Source organism: Streptomyces sp. NBC_00286 (assembly GCF_036173125.1).
GTDB lineage: Bacteria > Actinomycetota > Actinomycetes > Streptomycetales > Streptomycetaceae > Streptomyces.
In genome coordinates this window covers 4,589,593-4,609,092 of the sequence record NZ_CP108054.1, presented here as the reverse complement: position 1 = coordinate 4,609,092, position 19,500 = coordinate 4,589,593, and the positions used below count along the sequence as shown (strand labels likewise).

The 19,500-nt window shown below is 69.9% G+C and carries 18 protein-coding genes and 1 pseudogene; 11 read left to right on the top strand and 8 right to left on the bottom strand.

The genetic code is table 11. The features are described from left to right. Nucleotides 1-75: 75 nt before the first annotated feature. Nucleotides 76-236: pseudogene (locus OHT21_RS20935) on the bottom strand (site-specific integrase); the annotation flags it as partial. A gap of 260 nt (nt 237-496) precedes the next feature. Between OHT21_RS20935 and OHT21_RS20930 the strand changes: the two are divergent. Then, nucleotides 497-1,582: a substrate-binding domain-containing protein gene (locus tag OHT21_RS20930; RefSeq protein WP_328769887.1), complete on the top strand. Its 1,086-nt coding sequence runs from the start codon at nt 497-499 to the stop codon at nt 1,580-1,582. 385 nt (nt 1,583-1,967) lie between these two features. Here the strand turns inward: OHT21_RS20930 and OHT21_RS20925 are convergent, their stop codons facing one another. Both OHT21_RS20925 and OHT21_RS20920 read right to left on the bottom strand, forming a co-directional pair. After that, entirely contained in the window at nt 1,968-2,936 is a 969-nt protein-coding gene (locus OHT21_RS20925; protein ID WP_328769886.1) for a hypothetical protein, read from the bottom strand. A 304-nt stretch (nt 2,937-3,240) separates the two neighbouring features. Continuing rightward, the gene (locus OHT21_RS20920) at nt 3,241-3,603 is read right to left on the bottom strand and encodes a MerR family transcriptional regulator (RefSeq protein ID WP_328769885.1); all 363 of its coding nucleotides are present in this window, start codon (nt 3,601-3,603) and stop codon (nt 3,241-3,243) included. A gap of 70 nt (nt 3,604-3,673) precedes the next feature. On the opposite strand from OHT21_RS20920, the gene OHT21_RS20915 reads away from it, so the two are divergent. After that, nucleotides 3,674-4,537, top strand: a complete 864-nt coding sequence (locus OHT21_RS20915) for an NAD(P)-dependent oxidoreductase (RefSeq protein ID WP_328769884.1) — start codon at nt 3,674-3,676, stop codon at nt 4,535-4,537. 114 nt (nt 4,538-4,651) lie between these two features. Here the strand turns inward: OHT21_RS20915 and OHT21_RS20910 are convergent, their stop codons facing one another. The 4 genes from OHT21_RS20910 to phoU all read right to left on the bottom strand — a co-directional run bounded on the left by OHT21_RS20910 (nt 4,652) and on the right by phoU (nt 6,523). Further along, a complete protein-coding gene (locus OHT21_RS20910) occupies nt 4,652-4,858 on the bottom strand; it encodes a hypothetical protein (protein WP_328769883.1) in 207 nt (68 codons plus the stop codon). Nucleotides 4,859-5,001: 143 nt separating this feature from the next. After that, on the bottom strand, nt 5,002-5,250 hold the full coding sequence (locus OHT21_RS20905; RefSeq protein ID WP_328769882.1) for an SCO4226 family nickel-binding protein: 249 nt from the start codon (nt 5,248-5,250) through the stop codon (nt 5,002-5,004). A 178-nt stretch (nt 5,251-5,428) separates the two neighbouring features. Further along, a complete protein-coding gene (locus tag OHT21_RS20900; RefSeq protein WP_328769881.1) occupies nt 5,429-5,584 on the bottom strand; it encodes a hypothetical protein in 156 nt (51 codons plus the stop codon). A 249-nt stretch (nt 5,585-5,833) separates the two neighbouring features. Continuing rightward, entirely contained in the window at nt 5,834-6,523 is a 690-nt protein-coding gene (gene phoU, locus OHT21_RS20895) for a phosphate signaling complex protein PhoU (protein ID WP_328769880.1), read from the bottom strand. A 330-nt stretch (nt 6,524-6,853) separates the two neighbouring features. Between phoU and OHT21_RS20890 the strand changes: the two genes are divergently transcribed. Together OHT21_RS20890 and OHT21_RS20885 are read left to right on the top strand one after the other, a co-directional pair. Beyond that, nucleotides 6,854-8,194 carry a sensor histidine kinase gene (locus OHT21_RS20890; RefSeq protein WP_328769879.1) on the top strand — a complete coding sequence of 447 codons (1,341 nt, stop codon included), beginning with the start codon at nt 6,854-6,856 and terminating at the stop codon, nt 8,192-8,194. After that, on the top strand, nt 8,191-8,871 hold the full coding sequence (locus tag OHT21_RS20885) for a response regulator transcription factor (protein ID WP_033322296.1): 681 nt from the start codon (nt 8,191-8,193) through the stop codon (nt 8,869-8,871). Before OHT21_RS20890 ends, OHT21_RS20885 begins: the two co-directional genes overlap by 4 nt. A gap of 115 nt (nt 8,872-8,986) precedes the next feature. On the opposite strand, the gene OHT21_RS20880 is transcribed toward OHT21_RS20885, so the two are convergent. Continuing rightward, entirely contained in the window at nt 8,987-9,694 is a 708-nt protein-coding gene (locus OHT21_RS20880) for a DUF461 domain-containing protein (RefSeq protein WP_328769878.1), read from the bottom strand. 617 nt (nt 9,695-10,311) lie between these two features. On the opposite strand from OHT21_RS20880, the gene OHT21_RS20875 reads away from it, so the two are divergent. From OHT21_RS20875 to OHT21_RS20845, 7 genes are all read left to right on the top strand, one after another. Beyond that, a complete protein-coding gene (locus OHT21_RS20875) occupies nt 10,312-10,794 on the top strand; it encodes a CarD family transcriptional regulator (RefSeq protein WP_003953493.1) in 483 nt (160 codons plus the stop codon). A 513-nt stretch (nt 10,795-11,307) separates the two neighbouring features. Then, on the top strand, nt 11,308-12,051 hold the full coding sequence (gene ispD / locus OHT21_RS20870) for a 2-C-methyl-D-erythritol 4-phosphate cytidylyltransferase (protein WP_328769877.1): 744 nt from the start codon (nt 11,308-11,310) through the stop codon (nt 12,049-12,051). Further along, nucleotides 12,041-12,544, top strand: a complete 504-nt coding sequence (gene ispF / locus OHT21_RS20865; protein ID WP_328769876.1) for a 2-C-methyl-D-erythritol 2,4-cyclodiphosphate synthase — start codon at nt 12,041-12,043, stop codon at nt 12,542-12,544. The genes ispD and ispF overlap by 11 nt, the downstream gene beginning before the upstream one ends. A 280-nt stretch (nt 12,545-12,824) precedes the next feature. Then, the gene (cysS, locus tag OHT21_RS20860; RefSeq protein ID WP_328769875.1) at nt 12,825-14,222 is read left to right on the top strand and encodes a cysteine--tRNA ligase; all 1,398 of its coding nucleotides are present in this window, start codon (nt 12,825-12,827) and stop codon (nt 14,220-14,222) included. A gap of 119 nt (nt 14,223-14,341) precedes the next feature. Then, nucleotides 14,342-15,283 carry a 23S rRNA (guanosine(2251)-2'-O)-methyltransferase RlmB gene (gene rlmB, locus OHT21_RS20855; protein ID WP_328769874.1) on the top strand — a complete coding sequence of 314 codons (942 nt, stop codon included), beginning with the start codon at nt 14,342-14,344 and terminating at the stop codon, nt 15,281-15,283. 81 nt (nt 15,284-15,364) lie between these two features. Continuing rightward, nucleotides 15,365-17,134, top strand: coding sequence for a DoxX family protein (locus tag OHT21_RS20850; protein WP_328769873.1), 1,770 nt, complete (start codon nt 15,365-15,367; stop codon nt 17,132-17,134). Between the two features lie 291 nt (nt 17,135-17,425). Beyond that, on the top strand, nt 17,426-19,489 hold the full coding sequence (locus OHT21_RS20845) for a zinc ribbon domain-containing protein (protein ID WP_328769872.1): 2,064 nt from the start codon (nt 17,426-17,428) through the stop codon (nt 19,487-19,489). The last annotated feature ends 11 nt before the right edge of the window (nt 19,490-19,500 follow it).

The following is a 19,500-nucleotide window of genomic DNA, read 5'->3' as shown; positions in this document are numbered from 1 at the left end:
TTGTGATCATGCCCCTGAGCTGCGCATACGGCGCGACTCGGGGGCATTTTCATGCCGTGGAACCTCTCTGGAACCTCAGCCCGTGTGATCTTGCGGCCGGAGAGCCTGCCCGAGAGCCTTCCGGGCCCGCTCCCGACTGCTCGGCATGAGGTGCGGTACACCTTCAGAGTCAGGCCTGGGTCCGAGTGCCCGAAGTACTCGGCAAGGGCCTTGATGCTCTCCCCGGCGTCCAGGACCCCGCAACCTCACTGAGGCAGGAACCCCGGCTCCTCCTGTCCAAGGGCGTGGAGTCGCGCAAGGTAGTCCTGAGCTGCTGGCTCCGCGCTGTAGCGGTTCCGTATCTCGGCTCTTGCACTTGCGGCTCCGGAACGTCCGCCCCTTGCTGCAGTCTGGTCAGCCCTCCGCACCTTGTGCCTGCGCATAGCACCCTGTGCCTGCCCATACTGGGATGAGGATCTGATCGGCGTCCGGTCGACGGGTAAGGAGGTGCCCGCACGTGAAGCTCTACCTGCGCCGTGCCGCCGTCTCTGTGGCCGCGGTGTCCCTGGCCGTCGTCCTGGCCTCCTGCGGCAATGCCGGGAACACCTCCGGCACGGGCGGCGTGACGATCGGCTTGCTGCTCCCGGGAGCCGGGACCCCTCGCGCCGAGCAGTTCGACAGGCCCCTGATCGAGAAGAAGATCAAGGACCTGTGCGGCGACTGCACGGTGGAGTACGCCAATGCCAAGGAGGATGTGGCCACCCAACACCAGCAGATTCACTCCATGGTCACCAAGGGGGTCGAGGTCCTGATCCTCGACCCCGTCGACGCCAAGGTGGCCCGGTCCTCGGTCGAGACGGCCGATCGCGCGGGCATCCCGGTCGTCGCCTACGACCGCCTCGCCACGGGCCCGATCTCGGGCTACGTCTCCTTCGACGGCGAGAAGGTCGGTGAGATCCAGGGCCGGGCGCTCCTCAAGGCCATGGGCGACAAGGCGGACGGCGGGCAGATCGTCATGATGAATGGCTCCTCGGCCGACCCGAACTCGGCCGCCTTCAAGAGGGGCGCTCTGTCTGTCCTCCAGGGGAAGGTGAAGATCGGGAAGGCGTACGACACCGTCGAGTGGAATCCGGATAACGCCCACATCAACATGTCCGGCGCCATCTCCGCTCTGGGCGCCGACAACATCGACGGCGTCTACTCCGCCAACGACGGCCTCGCTGGCGGCGTCATCTCCGCCCTCAGGGCCGCCAAGGTCTCACCGCTCCCCCCGGTCACCGGCCAGGACGCCGACATTACGGCCGTACAGCGCATCGTGAGCGGCGAGCAGTACATGACCGTCTACAAGCCCTTCAAGCTTGAGGCCGATGCCGCCGCCGAAATGGCCGTTGCCCTGGCCCAGGGTGAACAACTCGGCGACATCGCCCCAGACATGGTCGACAGCCCCACCACCGACGACATCCCGGCCGTCCTGCTCACCCCGATCTCCCTGACCGCCGACAACATCAAGGACACGGTCGTCAAGGACGGCATGTACACGATCGATCAGATCTGCACGCCCAAGTACAAAGCCGCTTGTGAAAGGGCGGGACTCACCACGTAAACGCGATCTACGCGTTCACCTCAAGACCTCTAGCGGTAGAGGGTCTGACCTCTAGCGCTAGAGGTCCCGACGCGCCCCAAGTTGGGGCCCTCTCCGGGACCTCTGTGGGACCTCCGACGACGACCGGCAACGACCAACGACGACCACCAACAACCGCTCAGCCGCAGTTCAGTTGGGCCTGCACCTCTCTGACCAGGGCCGAAAAACGGGCCCGCCAGACCCAGGGCAAGAGGAAGTAAGGATGACGATCAGGCCCCTGAGCTGCGCTTACGGTGCAGATCAGGGGCCTTCGTTCGCTCGGGGCGCACTATGGGCCCTCAGCGCGGGGTTCGCACGGCTGCAGGGCAGCGAGCGCAGATCAAGAGTGTGGCGGCATGTCGGTCGGTCATTCCTGCACGGCTGTGTCGCCGTAGCGCCGCGCGACCTCGTGGAACGCCTCCTTGGGTCTGCACGCACCGTCGCCGGTCACCGCCATGACCCCGAAGCCGGCCTTGTCGAGGTCGAGGCGAGGGTCGTCGTGATGCGGGAAGTCGGGCATGGCGAAGGTGAAGACGAAGCAGCCGTGTACGCCCTCCGCGTTGTACTGGTCGATGAGTTCACCGAGGTAGCGGGCCTGGACGGCCTCGTTGCGGGGGTGGTCGCCGCGGATGCGCGGGGGTGTGGCGAACCAGTTGACGATCCAGAAGGAACCGGCTCCCCGCTGGTCGGCTCCTATGAAGGCACCGCACCCGAACTCGGTGATGACGACGGGCTTGTCGTGGTCGCGGACCAGGCTGCGCAGGCGGTCCGTGTAGGTGGGGTGGTTGCGGCCGGAGCGGTAGAGGCTGACGGCGACCAGGTCGAACAGCGACCAGTCGACGTGTTCCCATCCGGCCGCGGAGTAGGTGACCGGCCCGCCGAAGCGGCGCCGCGCGGTGGTCACGGCGGTGGTGAGCAGCCGGTGGAGCCGCCGGTCGATCCGGCGCCGCAGCACGCGGTGGAAACGCACGATGAGCTTCAGGCGCAGGAAAGACCGAGGTCCGGGGACGATGCCGGGCACGGTGTGGGAGAACTCGCTGCCGACCAGGAGCGTCACTCGGTCCGGGTGTTCCCGGCGAAGTTCTTCAGCCGCCTCGGCGACGGCGTCCAGGTGCTCCAGCAGCTTCGGCTGAGGCAGCTCGGGAACGTTGGGCCGGATGTAGACGCCGAGACCGGTCTCGAGGGCAGTGCGGGCGGCATCGATCAACCCCTTCCCGTCCCCGATGAGCATCACGGTGGTGCAGTGCAGATCCCGGGTGATGACCTCCATGTCACGCCGCACGTCGTCGGTACTTGCCTCGCCGAACAGGTAGGAGATGCCGCGGATGGTCAGCATGCGCTCGGCTCCTGTCGAAGCAGACGGTGGGCGGCCATGAGGGCTGGTGCGGGCATGCGGATCCTTTGGGTGGTGGTTCGACGGTCCGGGTCGTCATCGGTCCGGTCGACGCTAGAGAGGCAGCCGACGGTCGGGCATCCGTCTTCCGTCCAGAACCGCACGACTTCCGTCCAAAAGTGCGCGGCCCTCCGTCCATGCGCGACCTGACGTCTGGTCATGCCGGAGCCGCACAACGGCTCGTAGCGGTTCAGGCGGGTCCCGCGCGGCCGCGGCGAAAGTTCGCTGTGGTTCGCCCTGCCCGCGTCTAGCCGGCGATCCGCCGCTGCGTGGCCGCCAGGTACTCCCGCAGTGTCTGGCGGGACTGGACGAGCGTGTCGATCTGCTCGTCCAGTCCGGCGATGCGCGCCTGTAGCAGGTCAAGGGTCTCCGGGCAGGGCCTCAGATCGGGGGCCGCGCCGGTGACGCACGGTTGGAGGTACCCGATCTCCTGGGTCGACAGCCCGGCGTCGAGCAGTTTCCTGATCTGGGTCACGGTCAGCACGGCGTCGTCGCCGTACTCGCGGTAACCGTTGTCGCCGCGGTCGGGCACCAGCAGGCCCTGCGCCTCGTAGTACCGCAGTTGGTGCGGGTTCACCCCGGTGCGCCGACTCAGCTCCCCGATCAGCATGGGAATTCTCCCTTGACCTTCATACCGGTGTGAACGTTGACGATTGTGCCACCGAGCGGAGAAGGAGCACATGATGCAGACCAGCACACCTGTCACTGTTCTGGGCCTCGGACTGATGGGCGGCGCCCTCGCCGGGGCGTTCTTGCGCGCGGGACACCCGACGACCGTGTGGAACCGCACGACGGCCAAGGCCGACGACCTCGTGGCTCGGGGCGCGACGCTCGCCGAGTCTCCGGCGGCCGCGGTTGCGGCTGCCCCGCTTGTCGTGGTCTGCGTGTCGGACTACGACGCCGTGGCGGACGTCCTCGACGGACCGCTCGACGGCCGGGTCGTGGTGAACCTGACCTCGGGCACACCCTCGCGTGCCAGAGTGTTTGCCGAGGAGGTGGCGCGCCGCCGCGGCGGCTACCTCGACGGCGGGATCATGGCCGTCCCCGAGGCCGTCGGCACGGCCGGCGCCGTGCTCGCCTACAGCGGGCCGCGACCGCTGTACGACGCCCACGAGTCCACGCTGGGCAGTCTCGGCACGGGTCTCCACCTCGGCGATGACCCCGGACTGTCGGCCACGCACGAGATGGCCACGCTCGTCCTCATGTGGGGCATGCTCGACGGTTTCCTCAACGGCGCCGCGATCCTCGGCACGGCCGGTGTCTCCGCCACGGCATACCTCCCCATCGCACAGACGGCGATCGACACGGTGGCCGGCTGGCTGCCGGGCTACGCGCGGCAGGCAGACGACGGCATCTACCCGGCCGACGACGGCACTATCGGCACCCACCTGGCGGCGATGGCCCACGTGGTCGAGGAGAGCGAGGCGCTCGGCGTCAACGCCGAGCTGCCGAGGCTCGTGAAGGCACTGGCCGAGCGAGCGGCGGCCAGCGGTCACGGCGCCAGCGGATACGTGGCGTTGGTGGAGCAGTTCCGCAAGCCATGAGTCGCACGGTGGCGGCACTGAGAGGCCCCGGATCGCTCCGGGGCCTCTTGCGTTCGAGCCACAGCAACACTTGATGTCGGCCTGGGCTGGGCCTGCCCCGCCGGACGTACGGACTCAAACCGCTGCCCCGGCCAGGCGGTGGAACGCCTGGATGGTGTCGGGGTGGGCGAGTTCGTCCAGGAGGTGGCGCCACTCGGGGTCGGTGGCGGTCGCATGCGCCAGCTCCCAGGCGGTGAGCAGCGCGGTGAGGTCGCTTTCGTGAGGGATCGCGGCCGGGGCGTCCTGCGTGGTGCTCGTCTGTGTGGACAGCGGCGCCTTCATGGGAGTTTCCTTCCGGCTGGGAGCTGTGAACCTCTGGATTCGCTGGGTTCAACCATCCCGTTGCCCGTTCGCCGGAACCATGGAGTGCTCTACCGGATCGAGGGTGCAGGTAGCCGCACCCCGAGAGGGTCGTTCGCCCCCTCTCACACTTCCAGCGGCACCGGATGGATCTCGTCGGCCTTGTGGCCGGTGCGTTCGTGGATGCGTTGGACCGCTTCGGCGGTGGGGGCCTCGGAGAGGCAGTAGACCGTGCCGGACTCGGGGTCTGCCCACGCCTTCTCGAAGTGCACGTTCTCTTCTTGCTCGATGGCGAGGTCCGCCTGGTGGGCCTGCCTCAGCTGTTCCGCCGTGATGCCCTGCATTCCGTGGTGGACGTCCATGAAGTGAGTCATGGCCTCGCACCTCCTCGCGCTGACGAGTTCGCCCGCCCCCTCTCCTCCATGCTGCGCCCGGAGGGCCACGCGGGCGACCGCTCACAGAGGCACGTACGAATGACTCACAGGGGCTCGTACGACGGCCCGGACACCGAGCCGTCGTACGAGCCCCGCAAGACGTACGAGCCGTACGAACTCAACCGCACTGGCAAGGGCTGCCCGACTGGCAGCCGCACCTGCAGCCCGCGCCGCAGCCGCACGCGGCGAGCAGCGGGAGGCTGGTGATCTCGGCGGGCTGTTCCGTCTCGCGCTCGCGGGTCGGGTCGGGGGTGGTGGTGGGGGATTCGGCCATGGTCCCTCCTCGAAGGCTGATGCCTACGCCCATTGCAGGCCCCCACCGCCCGGCGCATCAACGGCGCACCGAGGCTCCCAAGCACCGACCACGAACCCGTACGCCCTTGCGACGGAGCCGCACGCCCCCGCAACAGCCCGTACGCGCCCTCGCAACCCGACCCGTACACCTTGCCGCGGAGCGCCTACGCCCCCGCAACAGCCCGTACGCGCCCTCGCAACCCGACCCGTACACCTTGCCGCGGAGCGCCTACGCCCCCTCAACCCCCGTAACCGGCTGCACGTCCTGCTGAAGCTCGTCCGCGTGCTCGCCCGTCACCAGGTACACCACCCGGTTCGCCACCGACACCGCATGGTCCGCGAAGCGCTCGTAGTAGCGGCCCAGCAGCGTGACGTCGACGGCCGTCTCGATGCCGTGCTTCCAGCGGTCGTCCATGAGGTGCTGGAACAGGGCGCGGTGCAGCGTGTCCATCGCGTCGTCGTCCTGCTCCAGCTGGAGCGCGAGGTCGACGTCCTTCGTGACGATGACCTCCGCCGCCTTCGCCATCAGGCGCTGCGCGAGCTGGCCCATCTCCAGGATCGTGGCGTGCAGGTCGTGCGGGACCGCGCGCTCCGGGAAACGGAGGCGGGCGAGCTTCGCGACATGCTGGGCGAGGTCGCCCGAGCGCTCGAGGTCCGCGCTCATCCGCAGCGACGTGACCACGATCCGCAGGTCCGTCGCGACCGGCTGCTGCCGCGCCAGCAGGGCTATCGCCCGCGCCTCGAGCTCGTGCTGGAGATCGTCTACCTTCTGGTCGCCCGCGATCACGGTCTCCGCCAGCTTCAGGTCGGAGTCGAGCATCGCCGTCGTGGCGCGCCCGATCGCCGACCCGACGAGCCGGGCCATCTCGACCAGGCCCTCGCCGATCGAGTCAAGTTCCTCGTGGTACGCGTCGCGCATCAGGATGTCCCTCTCTTACGTCAGCTTCCGGATCCCGTACACGGAGATCCCCGTACACGGGTCCCCATGCACGATTCCCCTACGGGATTCCGAGGGGCTCGCGTACCCCACGCTCCCACGGTCCGGCCTGAACGCGTCCGTTTCCGCCCCCACAAATGAACCATCCGTATCACCCAGGTGAACTGTGAGCGACATGGCCCCTCCCTGCTGGTATGCCTTCCGACGAAGCTCTCGGAGGAAGTGAACCGACACGGTCCCCACGGTGAACTCTGGGCGACACGAGACTCTGGGCGGTGTAAGGGGGGCGTACGTCATGCCTAACCTGGAGCCATGGACGTGAACGCGGCGGTCGCCGCAGCGGCAGCGATCGCCGGTGTGCTCACCGGTGTCATCGCCATGCTGGCGTTCCGCTGGAGCGAGCGTGAGCAGAAGCGGCCGACGCGCACGTCACTGCACACGGACCCGGTGCTTCCGCCGGGCGTCGACACGGTCCTGTCCGTGCTCCGCTCCTCCGCCGTCGTACTCGACGAGGCCGACGCCGTGGTCAAGGCGAGTTCCGCCGCCTACGCCCTCGGTCTCGTACGCGGCGGGAAACTCGCCGTCGAGCCCATGCTGCAGATGGCCCGAGACACCCGGCGCGACGGCGAAATACGGCAGGTCGAGCTGGACCTGCCTCGCCGCGGCACCGGCCGCGGCGAGGCCCTCGCCGTGTCCGCCCGCGTCGCCCCGCTCGGCTCCCGCCTCGTACTCCTCCTCGTCGAGGACCTCACCGAGGCCCGCCGCATCGAGGCCGTACGACGCGACTTCGTCGCCAACGTCAGCCACGAGCTCAAGACCCCCGTCGGCGCGCTCAGCCTCCTCTCCGAGGCCGTCATGGACGCCGCCGACGACCCGGAGGCCGTGGAACGCTTCGCCGGACGCATGCAGATAGAGGCCACCCGCCTCACCAACCTCGTCCAGGAACTCATCGACCTCTCCCGGGTCCAGAACGACGACCCCCTCGAGGACGCCGAACCCGTACGCGTGGACGAACTCGTCGCCGAGGCCATCGACCGCTGCCGCCACCAGGCCGGCACCAAGCAGATCACCATGGCCGCCAATGTGGGGGGCGGGCCCGTAGGGACCTCGGATGAGGGTGGTGGTGGGCGACGGGCGGGAACCGCCGACCTGCAGATCTGGGGCAACCGCGGCCAGCTGGCCGCCGCCCTCGGCAACCTCGTCGAGAACGCCGTCAACTACTCGCCCGCCCGTACGCGCGTGGGAATCGCCGCCCGCAAGGTCCCCGCGCCCGGCGGAGACCTCATAGAGGTCGCCGTCACCGACCAGGGCATCGGCATCTCCGAGAAGGACCGCGAGCGCATCTTCGAGCGCTTCTACCGCGTCGACCCGGCCCGCTCCCGCCACACCGGCGGTACGGGCCTGGGCCTGGCGATCGTCAAGCACGTGGCCGCCTCGCACGGCGGGGAGGTCACGGTGTGGAGCTCCGAGGGTCAGGGCTCCACCTTCACCCTCCGGCTGCCGGAGGCGGGCGTGGCCCGCGACCGCGCGACCGACCACACGTCCGGACTCGCCGACGACGTCGACACCGGGCAGCCCGACGGAACGACCACCGTCACATCCCCCACTACATCCCCGTACGAATCGCTTTCTGCCCCGGAGGTCCTTCCGTGACCCGAGTGCTCGTCGTCGAGGACGAGGAGTCCTTCAGCGACGCTCTGTCCTACATGCTCCGCAAGGAGGGCTTCGAGGTCGCCATCGCGACCACCGGGCCCGACGGCCTCGACGAGTTCGAGCGCAACGGCGCCGACCTCGTCCTGCTCGATCTGATGCTGCCCGGACTGCCCGGCACCGAGGTGTGCCGCCAGCTGCGCAGCCGCTCCAACGTCCCGGTGATCATGGTCACCGCCAAGGACAGCGAGATCGACAAGGTCGTCGGCCTGGAAATAGGAGCCGACGACTATGTGACCAAGCCCTTCTCCTCACGCGAGCTGGTCGCCCGCATCCGCGCCGTACTGCGCCGCCGCGGCGAGCCCGAGGAGGTCACCCCCGCCGCACTGGAGGCCGGCCCGGTCCGCATGGACGTCGACCGCCATGTGGTCACCGTCTCCGGCTCCAAGGTCGACCTCCCCCTCAAGGAGTTCGACCTCCTGGAGATGCTGCTGCGCAACGCGGGCCGCGTGCTGACCCGCATGCAGCTCATCGACCGCGTCTGGGGCGCCGACTACGTCGGTGACACCAAGACCCTCGACGTCCACGTCAAGCGCCTCCGCGCCAAGATCGAGCCGGACCCGGGCGCGCCCCGGTACCTGGTGACGGTGCGGGGTCTCGGGTACAAGTTCGAGCCGTAGGCCGAACACCTCGCACGCTGAGCACGACGAAGGGCGGGACCCCTGGAAAGAGGGGTCCCGCCCTTCGTACGTACGAGAATTCAGTACGTACGAGAATTCCGCAGCCCTACGACGCTCAGTGCCCGGCGGCCGCGTCCTCGCCGCCCTCGGGAGCCGTGGGCGTCGCGCTCGGCGACGCGGCGTCCGTGGGGCTGTTCTGCCCGGACCCGTCCGCGCCGGCCTCACCGTTCCCCGGCTCGTTCGGCGTGCCGGAGGGGGACCCGCTGGGGCTCGGGCTTCCGGAGCCCTCGGAACCAGGCGCCTGGGGAGTCTCGGAGGGGCCCCACTCGGCGTAGTAGCCCTCGGACGGGACGACGAACGCCCGCAGATTCACCGCACCCGTCTCGCTGAAGGTGAAGGTGACCTGCTGCGCCTCGCCGTCCTCCAGGGCCTCACGGCCGCCGTTCAGGACGGCGGAGGCGTTGCCCTTGCCGCCGAGAATCACCGAGCCGTCGGCCGGCACCGTGATCGGGCCGGAACCCTCGGCGGGCTTGAGCGTGACGGGCTCCTTGACGCCCGCCACGCGGATCGACTCCAGCGTCTCAGCGCTGTTGCCGTTGTTGAACAGGGTCGCGGAGATCGCGGACGGGCCCGTCGACTCCGGGTCGGGCTGGGTGATCACCACGGCGTTCTGGATCTGGATGTCGCCCACGCTGGTCGCGGCGTTGTCCGGCCTGATCTCCAGCGACTGGGCGTTGCTTCCGGCGCCGCACGCGGCGAGCGAGGCGATCGAGAACGCGATGGCGGCGGCGGCGAGGGCGCCGCGTCGAAGGCTGCTGCTCACGGCGGCGGCAACTCCTTGAACGCAGGGGCGGCGGCCTTGTAAAGCCGCACTGAGGTCGGTCAGCGGCCTCAGGTTACCGAGCCGCCCCCGGGCTCCCGCACCCGACCCGCCTCTACGGGCACTCTCGGGGGTCGCCGCGACCGTCGCATCGTGGCGTGTTCTTGAGGTCGCCGCGCAGAGCGCACCTCATGTCCCGACGTACACAAAGAGCACACAAGTAGATCCGAGCCACGTTGACAACATTTCCCATAAGGAATGCGATCAGGACTACGCAAGAGATCCGCAAGAGAATTGATCTTCGGCATGGCGTGATCAATTCCGGAATCGTCTCGTACCCGCCCCCGATCACCGAACGGAGTAGCCCAAGCCCCACCTCTGGAACCCGACAAATCTGGACGTTCGGCCACGTGAGTAAGCCTTCGAAGGCTTGTAACGGGCGGGTTTCGCGCCCCTCGAGGAACGGCTCCGACCTGCGAATACCCCCTTGTCGCGCCCCCTCGAAGCACGTTCCTGTCGCTGTTGTCAAGCCCCGAGATGTGCCCTGACCTGCGAAAACGCCATTCAGAAGATGCGGTTCTCGTGTTACTCTGGATAGCCACGGAAGGGGTACCTGTCACATGACGTTCAAGGTTGGCGACACCGTGGTCTATCCCCATCACGGGGCCGCGCTGATCGAGGCCATCGAAACTCGTCAGATCAAAGGCGTGGACAAGACCTACTTGGTGCTGAAGGTCGCCCAGGGCGACCTGACGGTGCGTGTGCCAGCGGACAATGCGGAGTTCGTCGGCGTGCGTGATGTGGTCGGTCAGGACGGGCTGGACCGGGTCTTCGAAGTGCTGCGCGCGCCGTATGCCGAGGAGCCCACGAACTGGTCGCGTCGTTACAAGGCAAATCTCGAGAAGCTCGCCTCCGGTGATGTCATCAAGGTTGCGGAAGTCGTCCGTGACCTGTGGCGTCGTGAGCGCGAGCGTGGACTCTCCGCCGGCGAGAAGCGCATGCTCGCCAAGGCTCGGCAGATCCTGGTGAGCGAGCTCGCCCTCGCGGAGAACACGAACGAGGACAAGGCCGAGGCCCTGCTCGACGAGGTCCTCGCGTCCTGACGCCCGTCACTCTCTGATCGCTTCCCGACCAGAGGCGATACGAGCGGTCCGGCGTACGCAATTGAAATGCCGCGGTGCCCGATGACGTAAGTTCTGTCGCCGGGCGCTGCGGCATGCTCGCACCCAGAACACCGTACGACCGTACGTGAGCGACTGGGTAATGAATTTCCGGCCGCCGATACTTGGCGTGCCGGGCCCGGGCAGCTGGCTCGACCGGATGTCACGGAAGGGTCCCCGGTCAAGGCGTCGCGCCCGGCACGCTGAGGCCATACCCATACGGGCCCGGTCGTCAAACCGACGTCAACCGGCGGGTCAAACCGGTGCGTGCCGGGCGGCGTTCGCGGGCGCCGGATTGACGTCCGGCGGACGCCGGATCGACGAGCGATTGACGCCGGGCCGACGACCGGACCTGGCCGTGCACAACCGGCGAGACCGGGCCGGTGCACAACCGGCAGGACCTGGCCGTACACAATCCCGTACACACCCGTACGTACACACACCCGACAGGAACCGATGTCTGACGATTCACGCCGTTCCGGGGCCGGTACCGCGGCCGTGATTCCGGCCGCAGGCCGAGGCGTGCGCCTCGGCCCTGGCGCTCCCAAAGCGCTACGGGCGCTGAACGGCACTCCCATGCTCATTCACGCGGTACGCGCCATGGCCGCATCGCGTGCCGTCCAGCTGGTCGTCGTCGTGGCGCCGCCCGACGGGGCCGCCGAGGTCAAGTCGCTCCTGGGCTCGCATTCGCTGCCCGAGCGCACCGACTTCCTCGTCGTGCCCGGTGGCGAGAGTCGGCAGGAGTCCGTGAAGCTCGGCCTCGATGTGCTGCCGCCCGGCATCGACATCGTGCTCGTGCACGACGCGGCCCGGCCGCTCGTTCCCGTCGACACCGTCGACGCGGTCATCGAGGCGGTACGGGACGGGGCCCCCGCCGTCGTACCCGCGCTGCCGCTTGCGGACACCGTCAAGGAAGTCGAGCCGCGGACCGACGGGTCGCCCGAGCCGGTCGTCGCCACTCCCGAGCGGGGGCGGTTGCGGGCCGTACAGACTCCGCAAGGCTTTGACCGGGACACCCTGCTGCACGCCCACGAGACCGTCACGGACGGGGTCACCGACGACGCGAGCATGGTCGAGCAGTTGGGCAAGCCCGTTGTGGTCGTGCCGGGGCATGAGGAGGCGTTCAAGGTGACGCGGCCGCTTGATCTGGTGCTGGCCGAGGCGGTCCTTGCGCGGCGGAGGGCCAAGGATGGGTTCTGAGGCGTCGCTGCCGTTCGTGTTGCCGCAGGTGGGGATCGGTACCGATATTCACGCCTTTGAGGAGGGGCGGGAGTTGTGGTGTGCCGGGCTCAAGTGGGAGGGCGAGGGGGCGGGGCTTGCCGGGCATTCCGACGCGGATGTCGTCGCGCATGCCGCCTGTAATGCGTTGTTCTCTGCTGCCGGGCTTGGTGATCTTGGGGCTCATTTCGGGACGGGGCGGCCCGAGTGGGCCGGGGCGTCCGGGGTTACGTTGCTTGCCGAGGCGGCTCGAATCGTGCGTGACGCTGGGTTCGTCATCGGGAACGTTGCCGTTCAGGTTGTTGGGCCTCGGCCCAAGATCGGGAAGCGGCGGGATGAGGCGCAGGAGTTGTTGTCCGGGGCGGTGGGGGCGCCCGTTTCGGTTTCGGGCGCCACTACGGATGGGCTGGGGTTTCCGGGGCGGGGGGAGGGGTTGATGGCGGTGGCTACGGCGTTGGTCGTGCGTACGGGCTGATGTGGGCGGTTTCTTTCCCCAGTCCCGCCCCTTCCCGAAACTGGGGGCTGCGCCCCCAGGCCCCGCTGCCTCCGGCGGGTGGGGCGCCTACCGCGGGTGTGTAGGTTCGGGGGTGGGTGGGACGCCTACCGGGGTGGGGTGATACCTCGTGTCGCGGCTGCGGGTTCGTTGTAGTTGCTCGCGCAGTTCCCCGCGCCCCTGAAGGGGCGCTCCCGGAGCCGTCAGTCACAACGGAGCCAACCGCTCAAACCCCGTAGCGGCACCCACTACCCTTGGACCCGTGACTATTCGCCTGTACGACACCAGCGCCCGGCAGATTCGTGACTTCGTCCCGCTCTCTGCGGGCTGTGTCTCGATCTACCTGTGTGGTGCCACCGTGCAGGCCGCGCCGCACATCGGGCATGTCAGGTCGAATCTGAACTTCGACATCCTGCGTCGCTGGTTCGCGTACCGCGGCTACGACGTGACGTTCATCCGCAACGTCACGGACATCGACGACAAGATCATCAAGAAGGCCGCGGAGCAGAACCGGCCCTGGTGGTCCATCGGTTACGAGAACGAGCGGGCGTTCAACGACGGCTACGAAGCCCTCGGCTGCCTGCCGCCCACGTACGAACCCCGCGCCACCGGCCACATCACCGAGATGGTCGAGATGATGCGCACGCTCATCGAGCGCGGGCATGGTTACGAGGCCGACGGCAACGTCTACTTCGACGTGCGCTCCCTGCCCGGCTATCTCTCCCTGTCCAATCAGGACCTGGACGAGCTTCGCCAGCCCTCCGAGGAGGGCGAGACCGGGAAGCGGGATCCGCGCGACTTCGCCATGTGGAAGGCCGCCAAGCCGGGCGAGCCGAGTTGGGAGACGCCTTGGGGACGGGGGCGTCCGGGCTGGCACCTGGAGTGCAGTGCCATGGCGCACAAGTACCTGGGGTCCGCCTTCGACATCCACGGCGGCGGGATCGATCTCATCTTCCCGCACCACGAGAATGAGATCGCCCAGGCCAGGGGCTTCGGGGACGAGTTCGCCAAGTACTGGGTGCACAACGCCTGGGTCACCATGAGCGGCGAGAAGATGTCGAAGTCGCTCGGCAACTCCGTGCTCGTCAGCGAGATGGTCAAGCAGTGGCGGCCCATCGTGCTGCGCTACTACCTGGGCACCCCGCACTACCGCTCCACCATCGAGTACAGCGAAGAGGCCCTGCGCGAGGCCGAGTCGGCGTTCGCGCGGATCGAGGGCTTCATCCAGCGGGTGGTGGACATGGCGGGGCCGGTCGAGCCCGCGGCCGATGTGCCGCCCGCCTTCGCCGAGGCCATGGACGACGACCTGGGAGTGCCAGGGGCCCTCGCCGTCGTGCACACCACCGTCCGGCAGGGCAACAGTGCGCTCGCCGCCGATGACAAGGACGCTGCCGTCGCCCGGCTCGCCGAGGTCAGGGCCATGCTCGGCGTTCTCGGTCTCGACCCGCTCGACCCGCAGTGGGCCGGCGGGAGCGACCAGGGCCAGGACCTGCACGGGGTCGTCGACAGCCTCGTACGCCTGGTCCTCGAGCAGCGTGAGGCGGCCCGGGCCCGCAAGGACTGGACCACCGCCGACGCCATCCGCGACCAGCTGAGCCAGTCCGGGCTCGTCATCGAAGACAGCCCTCAAGGACCTCGCTGGACGCTCGGCCCGCGCTGATCCCGCGGCGGAATCCTTGATCGATTGTGCCGCCCGGCCTTCCGGGCGGCACACTTCATAGACGCACAGCGCATTCAGAGACGTACACACGCACGCATTCACACAGAGACAGGTAGGTCATGGCCGCAAACAACCGCCGCATGTCCGGCAAGAAGGGCGCGCAGGTCGGCAGCGGCGGCCAGCGACGCCGGGGCCTGGAAGGCAAGGGCCCCACCCCGCCCGCCGAGATGCGCAAGGGGCACAAGAAGAACCGCATCGCCGCCGCCCAGGCGAAGCAGACCGCCCGCCGTCCCGCCCCCAGGGGCCGCGGCGGCAAGTCCACCTCCGAACTCGTCGTCGGCCGCAACCCCGTCGTCGAGGCGCTGCGCGAGGGCGTGCCCGCGACCATGCTCTACGTGCAGCAGTTCATCGACAACGACGAGCGGGTCCGCGAGGCGCTCCAGCTCGCCGGCGAGCGCGGCGGCATCCACCTCATGGAAGCCCCCCGCCCCGAACTCGACCGCATGACCAACGGCCTCAACCACCAGGGCCTCGTCCTGCAGATCCCGCCGTACGAGTACGCGCACCCCGAGGACCTCGCCGCCGCCGCGTACGACGCGGGCGAGGACCCGCTGATCGTCGCGCTCGACGGCGTCACCGACCCGCGCAACCTCGGCGCCGTCGTCCGCTCCGTCTCCGCCTTCGGCGGCCACGGCGTCGTCGTCCCCGAGCGCCGCGCCGCCGGCATGACCGCCGGCGCCTGGAAGACCTCCGCGGGCACCGCCGCCCGTACGCCCGTCGCCCGCGCCACCAACCTGACGCGCGCCCTGGAGGCGTACAAGAAGGCCGGCATCATCGTCGTCGGCCTGGCCGCCGACGGCGACGCCGAGATCGGGGAACTGGAGGCGCTCGAAGGACCCGTCGTCATCGTCGTCGGCAGCGAGGGCAAGGGCCTGTCCCGGCTGGTCGGCGAGACCTGCGACTACCGCGTACGGATCCCGATGCCGGGCGGTGCCGAGTCGCTGAACGCGGGTGTGGCGGCCGGAGTCGTGCTCTACGAGGCGGCTCGACGGCGCGCCTGACGGTGCGCGGGGTGATCTTGACGGAGTCCGGACAGATCGGGACGGTCAAGGCAGTGTCCTAACGACACGTCACTCGGTTAGATGAGTGTGGACACCAGAACACCCCGCACACCCACGGGGGACCGCACGTCGGGCTTCGACGACGCTCCCGCGCTGAGCATGGTGAAGGTGCCGAGCGATCCGGCGCAGGTCATCGTCAATCATGCGAGCTTCCGCGTGCAGCTGGGCACCGGCTCCCGTACGCAGTCCCCGCGCGTAGCACGCCACCTGAGCTCCGCCGACCCCGCACGCAGGCCCGCGACCGGCACCCCCGGCACCCGCCGCCGCGCCCCCGTCGTCTGGAGCGGGCGGTCTGCACCCGACGACACCGGCGCCACCCGCCTGCTGCAGGCCGCGCGGAGCACCACCGTGCACCACGGCGCCCAGGAACCGACGGGCGACGCCGGCGCGACCCAGGTCATCCCGCGCATCGACCACGACGTCGACGGATACGGCGACAGCGGATACGGCGGTAACGGCAACGGCTACCGCGGCGCCGGATACGGCGGCTATGGCGCATACGGCGGCTACGACACCGACACCGATGCGGATCCCGACGCCACCGTCGCGACCCCCACCATCGGCGGCCCCCGCGCCCCCCAGACGCCGCAGACCCCGATCCTTCCGCAGATGCGCACCTCGGGCAGCGCGGACGAGGAGTACGGCCAACACCCGTACGACGAGGGCGAGTACGAGGCCGACCCGTACGACGACGAGACCGGCGAGGACATCCAGCGCGGACGCCACGCCGACCCGGTACGGCACGCGTACTACCCCGGCCGCCGGATGAACCTCGGCGTCGTCCTGCTCCCGCTGCGCCTCATCCTCGGCTTTATCTCCCTCTACGCAGGCATGGGCAAGCTCTGCGACCCGCACTACTTCGACGGCGGCAAGCGCGGCTCCATGGTCAAGTGGCTCAACACCCTCCAACCCTGGGAAGTCGCCGAGCCACTAAGGCAGTTCGCCCTCGAACACCCCGTCGGCTCCGGACTCCTCATCGCCTTCTTCCAGGTGATCGTCGGCGTCCTCACCGTCTTCGGCCTGTGGCAGCGGGCCGCGGCCGCCGTCGGTGCGCTGATGGCGGCCGCGCTCCTGGTCACCGTCAGCTGGAAGAGCGTCCCCGCCTATGACGTGACCGACGTCATCTACCTCGCCGCCTGGATCCCGCTGATCATCGCGGGCGCCCCCGTCTACTCCATCGACGGCCGCCTCGCGGGCGGCGCCTGGCGCAGGCTCGGGCCCCGCGCGCACATCTGGGAGCTGCGCCGTTACGTCCTGCGCCGCGGCGCCCTCATCAGTACCCTCGTCGTCGGGCTCACCCTGCTCGTCGGCTCCATGCTCGGCGGCGCCGTCCGCGACGCCGACCGCGTGGTCGTCCCCGGCCCCGGCGAGGCCCCGCGCAACGAACTCCCCGGCTCCCCGCTCCCCGAGGAGTCCGGCGACGACCGCCGCTCGGAAAGCCCCTCGGCCGGCAACTCGCCCACCCAGGGCGCGACTTCGGCCAGCCCCTCCGAGAAGGGCGACAAGAACACCCCCGGCGCCTCCCGCGAGTCCGCCACCGAGGGCGCCGGACAGCCCAGCGAAACCCAGGGCACCGGCCAGGTCCCGCCCGCCCAGCAGACGGCACCACCCGCCGAGGCGCCCAGCACGAGCGCGGGCCCGTCCTCTTCGGGCGGCGCCGGCACGGGCGGAACGGGGTCCCCCGGAGGCACCGGCGGCGGCAATGACTCGGGCGACGGCTCGGGTGGCGGCTCCGGCGGTTCCGGCGGCGGCTCGGACGAGGGCAGCCTGGTGGGCGGTCTGCTCGGGTAACGGTTCCGGACAACGGCCCTTCGCCGGTACGCAGTTGGGGCCCCGCACGCGTGAAGTTCTCACGAGTGCGGGGCCCCATTGACGTACGTACAAATGACGTGCGTACGGCTCATGTACGGACAGCCGTGAGGGTCTTCAACTGTTGGCGGTTTTGCTGCGTTTTCCTGTGCGATTCGGGCGGTGCCGGTCGGCTGCCGTGTCTTTGTGCGGGGGTCGGTCGTTAGGCCGATCGGGTGCACGGATGTGCCCGATTCGGGACCGAGCAGGGGGGTGGTGGGTGTGGGCCGGTTGATGGCGACGGCGCCGTGTACCGCCTTCGGTGGCGTGGTCGAGGGCAGCGGCGAGCGGGTCGGTCAAGCGGTGCTGTACGAGCGGGTGGGTTTTCTCGCCCAGTTGAGCCGCGAGCTGACCCGGGCCCTGGTGGCTTCCCGGTGGGACGAGGGTTCGCTGGAGGTGCTGGCCGCCGGGGTCGACGGGCGGGGTGAGCCGTTGCCGTCCAAGGGCTGGATGGCGCTGCGCCGCCTCAACTGGCAGCACACGGCGAGTTTCGCCGAGGGGGTGTATGTGTCGGACCGGGTGCGGCGGGGTGCGGAGGAGTACGCGGCGCGCACCCTGCGGCTGGCGCTGCATCGGCGCACTGTGGTGGCGGCGGTGCTGGCCACCTGGCCCGCCGACCCCCACCGGCGCACCCAGGCGGAGTGGGAGGCGTTGCAGGCGCTGCTGCCGAGCGGGGTCGGCCATGCGGAGATCCGCAACCGCACCCGGCAGGTCCGCGCCTATGTGGCCGAGCACGGGCGCCTGCCCGCCGGGCTGTGCGAGCTGGAGGAGCCGCCCCAGATCGCCGCGCAGGTGCTGCTGGCGGCGACGGACCGCCAGCAGGTCACCCTGCAGCGGGTGGATGCGGGGCTGGCCCGGCTGCGGGTGAAGCTCCCGCTGTGCCCGGCCCCCGGCTCGGGGCGGGAGTGGGCCTGGCATGTGATCGACCTGCGGCTGCCCGCCACCGTCGGCCCGGAGACGGTGCTGCACACCCCGACCCCGCGCCCCACCCGCGGTGGGCGGATCGCGGTGGACCTGCCGCACTCCCGGCCCGCCCCGGCCACCAAGGCGTCCGGGCACACCGTGGCGGTCGGCTTCGACTGGGGTGTAAACACCCTGCTGACCGGAACGGTGGGCCGTCTGACCGGCCCCAAAACTGCCCGGCGGGTGGTCACCGACGGCCGCCCTCTGCTCTTCGACGCCACCGCCATCAGCGCGAAACTGCACCGGCTGCGCGGCCACCGCGAACACCTCGCCGCCCGACGCGACCACTACCGCGCCCTCGCGGAACCTCTCGGTGCCCCCCTGCTGGCCTGGGACGACCTGCACCGGCGGGCCGCAGTGCTGGAAGTGGAGCACGCGCGGGTGTGCGCCCGCATCCGCCACCTCAACGACGCGCTGGCCTGGGCGGCGGCCCGCTGGGCCATCGACCAGAGCCTCGCACTCGGCGCCAGCGTCATCTACCTGGAGGACCTGGCCACCCTGGAGGCCCGCGGCAAACGGCGCGGCAACGCCCGGCTGTCCGGGCAGGTCCGCGGCACCCTCGCCGAGGCGATCCGGCACCTGGCCGCCACGGCGGGCATCACCGTGGTCACCGTCCCCGCCCGGGGCACCTCCGCACGCTGCCCGCAATGCCTGGGGCCGCTGGGCCATCACCCGGCGCCGGACCGGCTTGCCGAGCGCGGCTGGACCTGGGCCCACTGCCCCAGCTGTGGCCTGTCGCTGGACCGGGACCACGCGGCCGCCCGCCGGATCGTCTCCCGCGGCCTGCTCGCCCAGACCCACACCAGCACCGACCGCACCACCGGCACCCGCACCATCCGCACCACCGTCGAGGGCACCGTCACCTGCCTGCGCCGACCGAAGAAGACCACCCGCCGGCTGCGCCGCGCCCGCCAACAGGCGGCCGCACCGCCCCGGCCGCCCGGGCCGAAGACCACCCCGGGCAAGCGCCGCCCCACTCCGGCCCGGCCCTCCCCGGCCGGCCGGTCATCGACTTCCCGCCGTATGCCCGAAGTGCGTACGGTCCCCGCCACCACCCCCACCCGGGTGGTCAAGCGTCCGGCGGGGCATGACACCCAGACACCAGCCCCCTTCCCGGGGCGGGTGCCAGGTCATGGAGTACCCGCCCCCCACCGGCCGGAGCCTGCTCCGAGCGGGCGGGTGCGGCTCCCCCGCGGAACCTGCCGGCGGCGCACCCGCGCCACCCAGCGGACCGGCTTCCACCACGTGCACGCCACCGAGGTCCACCCCCTCACCCCGAGGTTCGGACCCCCCGAGGGCGACCCCACACGGCCACGCCGCGCCCGAAAAGCCTGAGTTACTCAGGC

What these genes read in the sequence shown, in the direction of transcription:
- OHT21_RS20925 (WP_328769886.1), bottom strand. Translation starts at nt 2,936, where the DNA reads ATGCTGACCATCCGCGGCATCTCCTACCTGTTCGGCGAGGCAAGTACC.
- OHT21_RS20920 (WP_328769885.1), bottom strand. Translation starts at nt 3,603, where the DNA reads ATGCTGATCGGGGAGCTGAGTCGGCGCACCGGGGTGAACCCGCACCAA.
- OHT21_RS20915 (WP_328769884.1), top strand. Translation starts at nt 3,674, where the DNA reads ATGATGCAGACCAGCACACCTGTCACTGTTCTGGGCCTCGGACTGATG.
- OHT21_RS20910 (WP_328769883.1), bottom strand. Translation starts at nt 4,858, where the DNA reads ATGAAGGCGCCGCTGTCCACACAGACGAGCACCACGCAGGACGCCCCG.
- OHT21_RS20905 (WP_328769882.1), bottom strand. Translation starts at nt 5,250, where the DNA reads ATGACTCACTTCATGGACGTCCACCACGGAATGCAGGGCATCACGGCG.
- OHT21_RS20900 (WP_328769881.1), bottom strand. Translation starts at nt 5,584, where the DNA reads ATGGCCGAATCCCCCACCACCACCCCCGACCCGACCCGCGAGCGCGAG.
- phoU (WP_328769880.1), bottom strand. Translation starts at nt 6,523, where the DNA reads ATGCGCGACGCGTACCACGAGGAACTTGACTCGATCGGCGAGGGCCTG.
- OHT21_RS20890 (WP_328769879.1), top strand. Translation starts at nt 6,854, where the DNA reads ATGGACGTGAACGCGGCGGTCGCCGCAGCGGCAGCGATCGCCGGTGTG.
- OHT21_RS20875 (WP_003953493.1), top strand. Translation starts at nt 10,312, where the DNA reads ATGACGTTCAAGGTTGGCGACACCGTGGTCTATCCCCATCACGGGGCC.
- ispD (WP_328769877.1), top strand. Translation starts at nt 11,308, where the DNA reads ATGTCTGACGATTCACGCCGTTCCGGGGCCGGTACCGCGGCCGTGATT.
- ispF (WP_328769876.1), top strand. Translation starts at nt 12,041, where the DNA reads ATGGGTTCTGAGGCGTCGCTGCCGTTCGTGTTGCCGCAGGTGGGGATC.
- rlmB (WP_328769874.1), top strand. Translation starts at nt 14,342, where the DNA reads ATGGCCGCAAACAACCGCCGCATGTCCGGCAAGAAGGGCGCGCAGGTC.
- OHT21_RS20850 (WP_328769873.1), top strand. Translation starts at nt 15,365, where the DNA reads ATGAGTGTGGACACCAGAACACCCCGCACACCCACGGGGGACCGCACG.
- OHT21_RS20845 (WP_328769872.1), top strand. Translation starts at nt 17,426, where the DNA reads ATGGCGACGGCGCCGTGTACCGCCTTCGGTGGCGTGGTCGAGGGCAGC.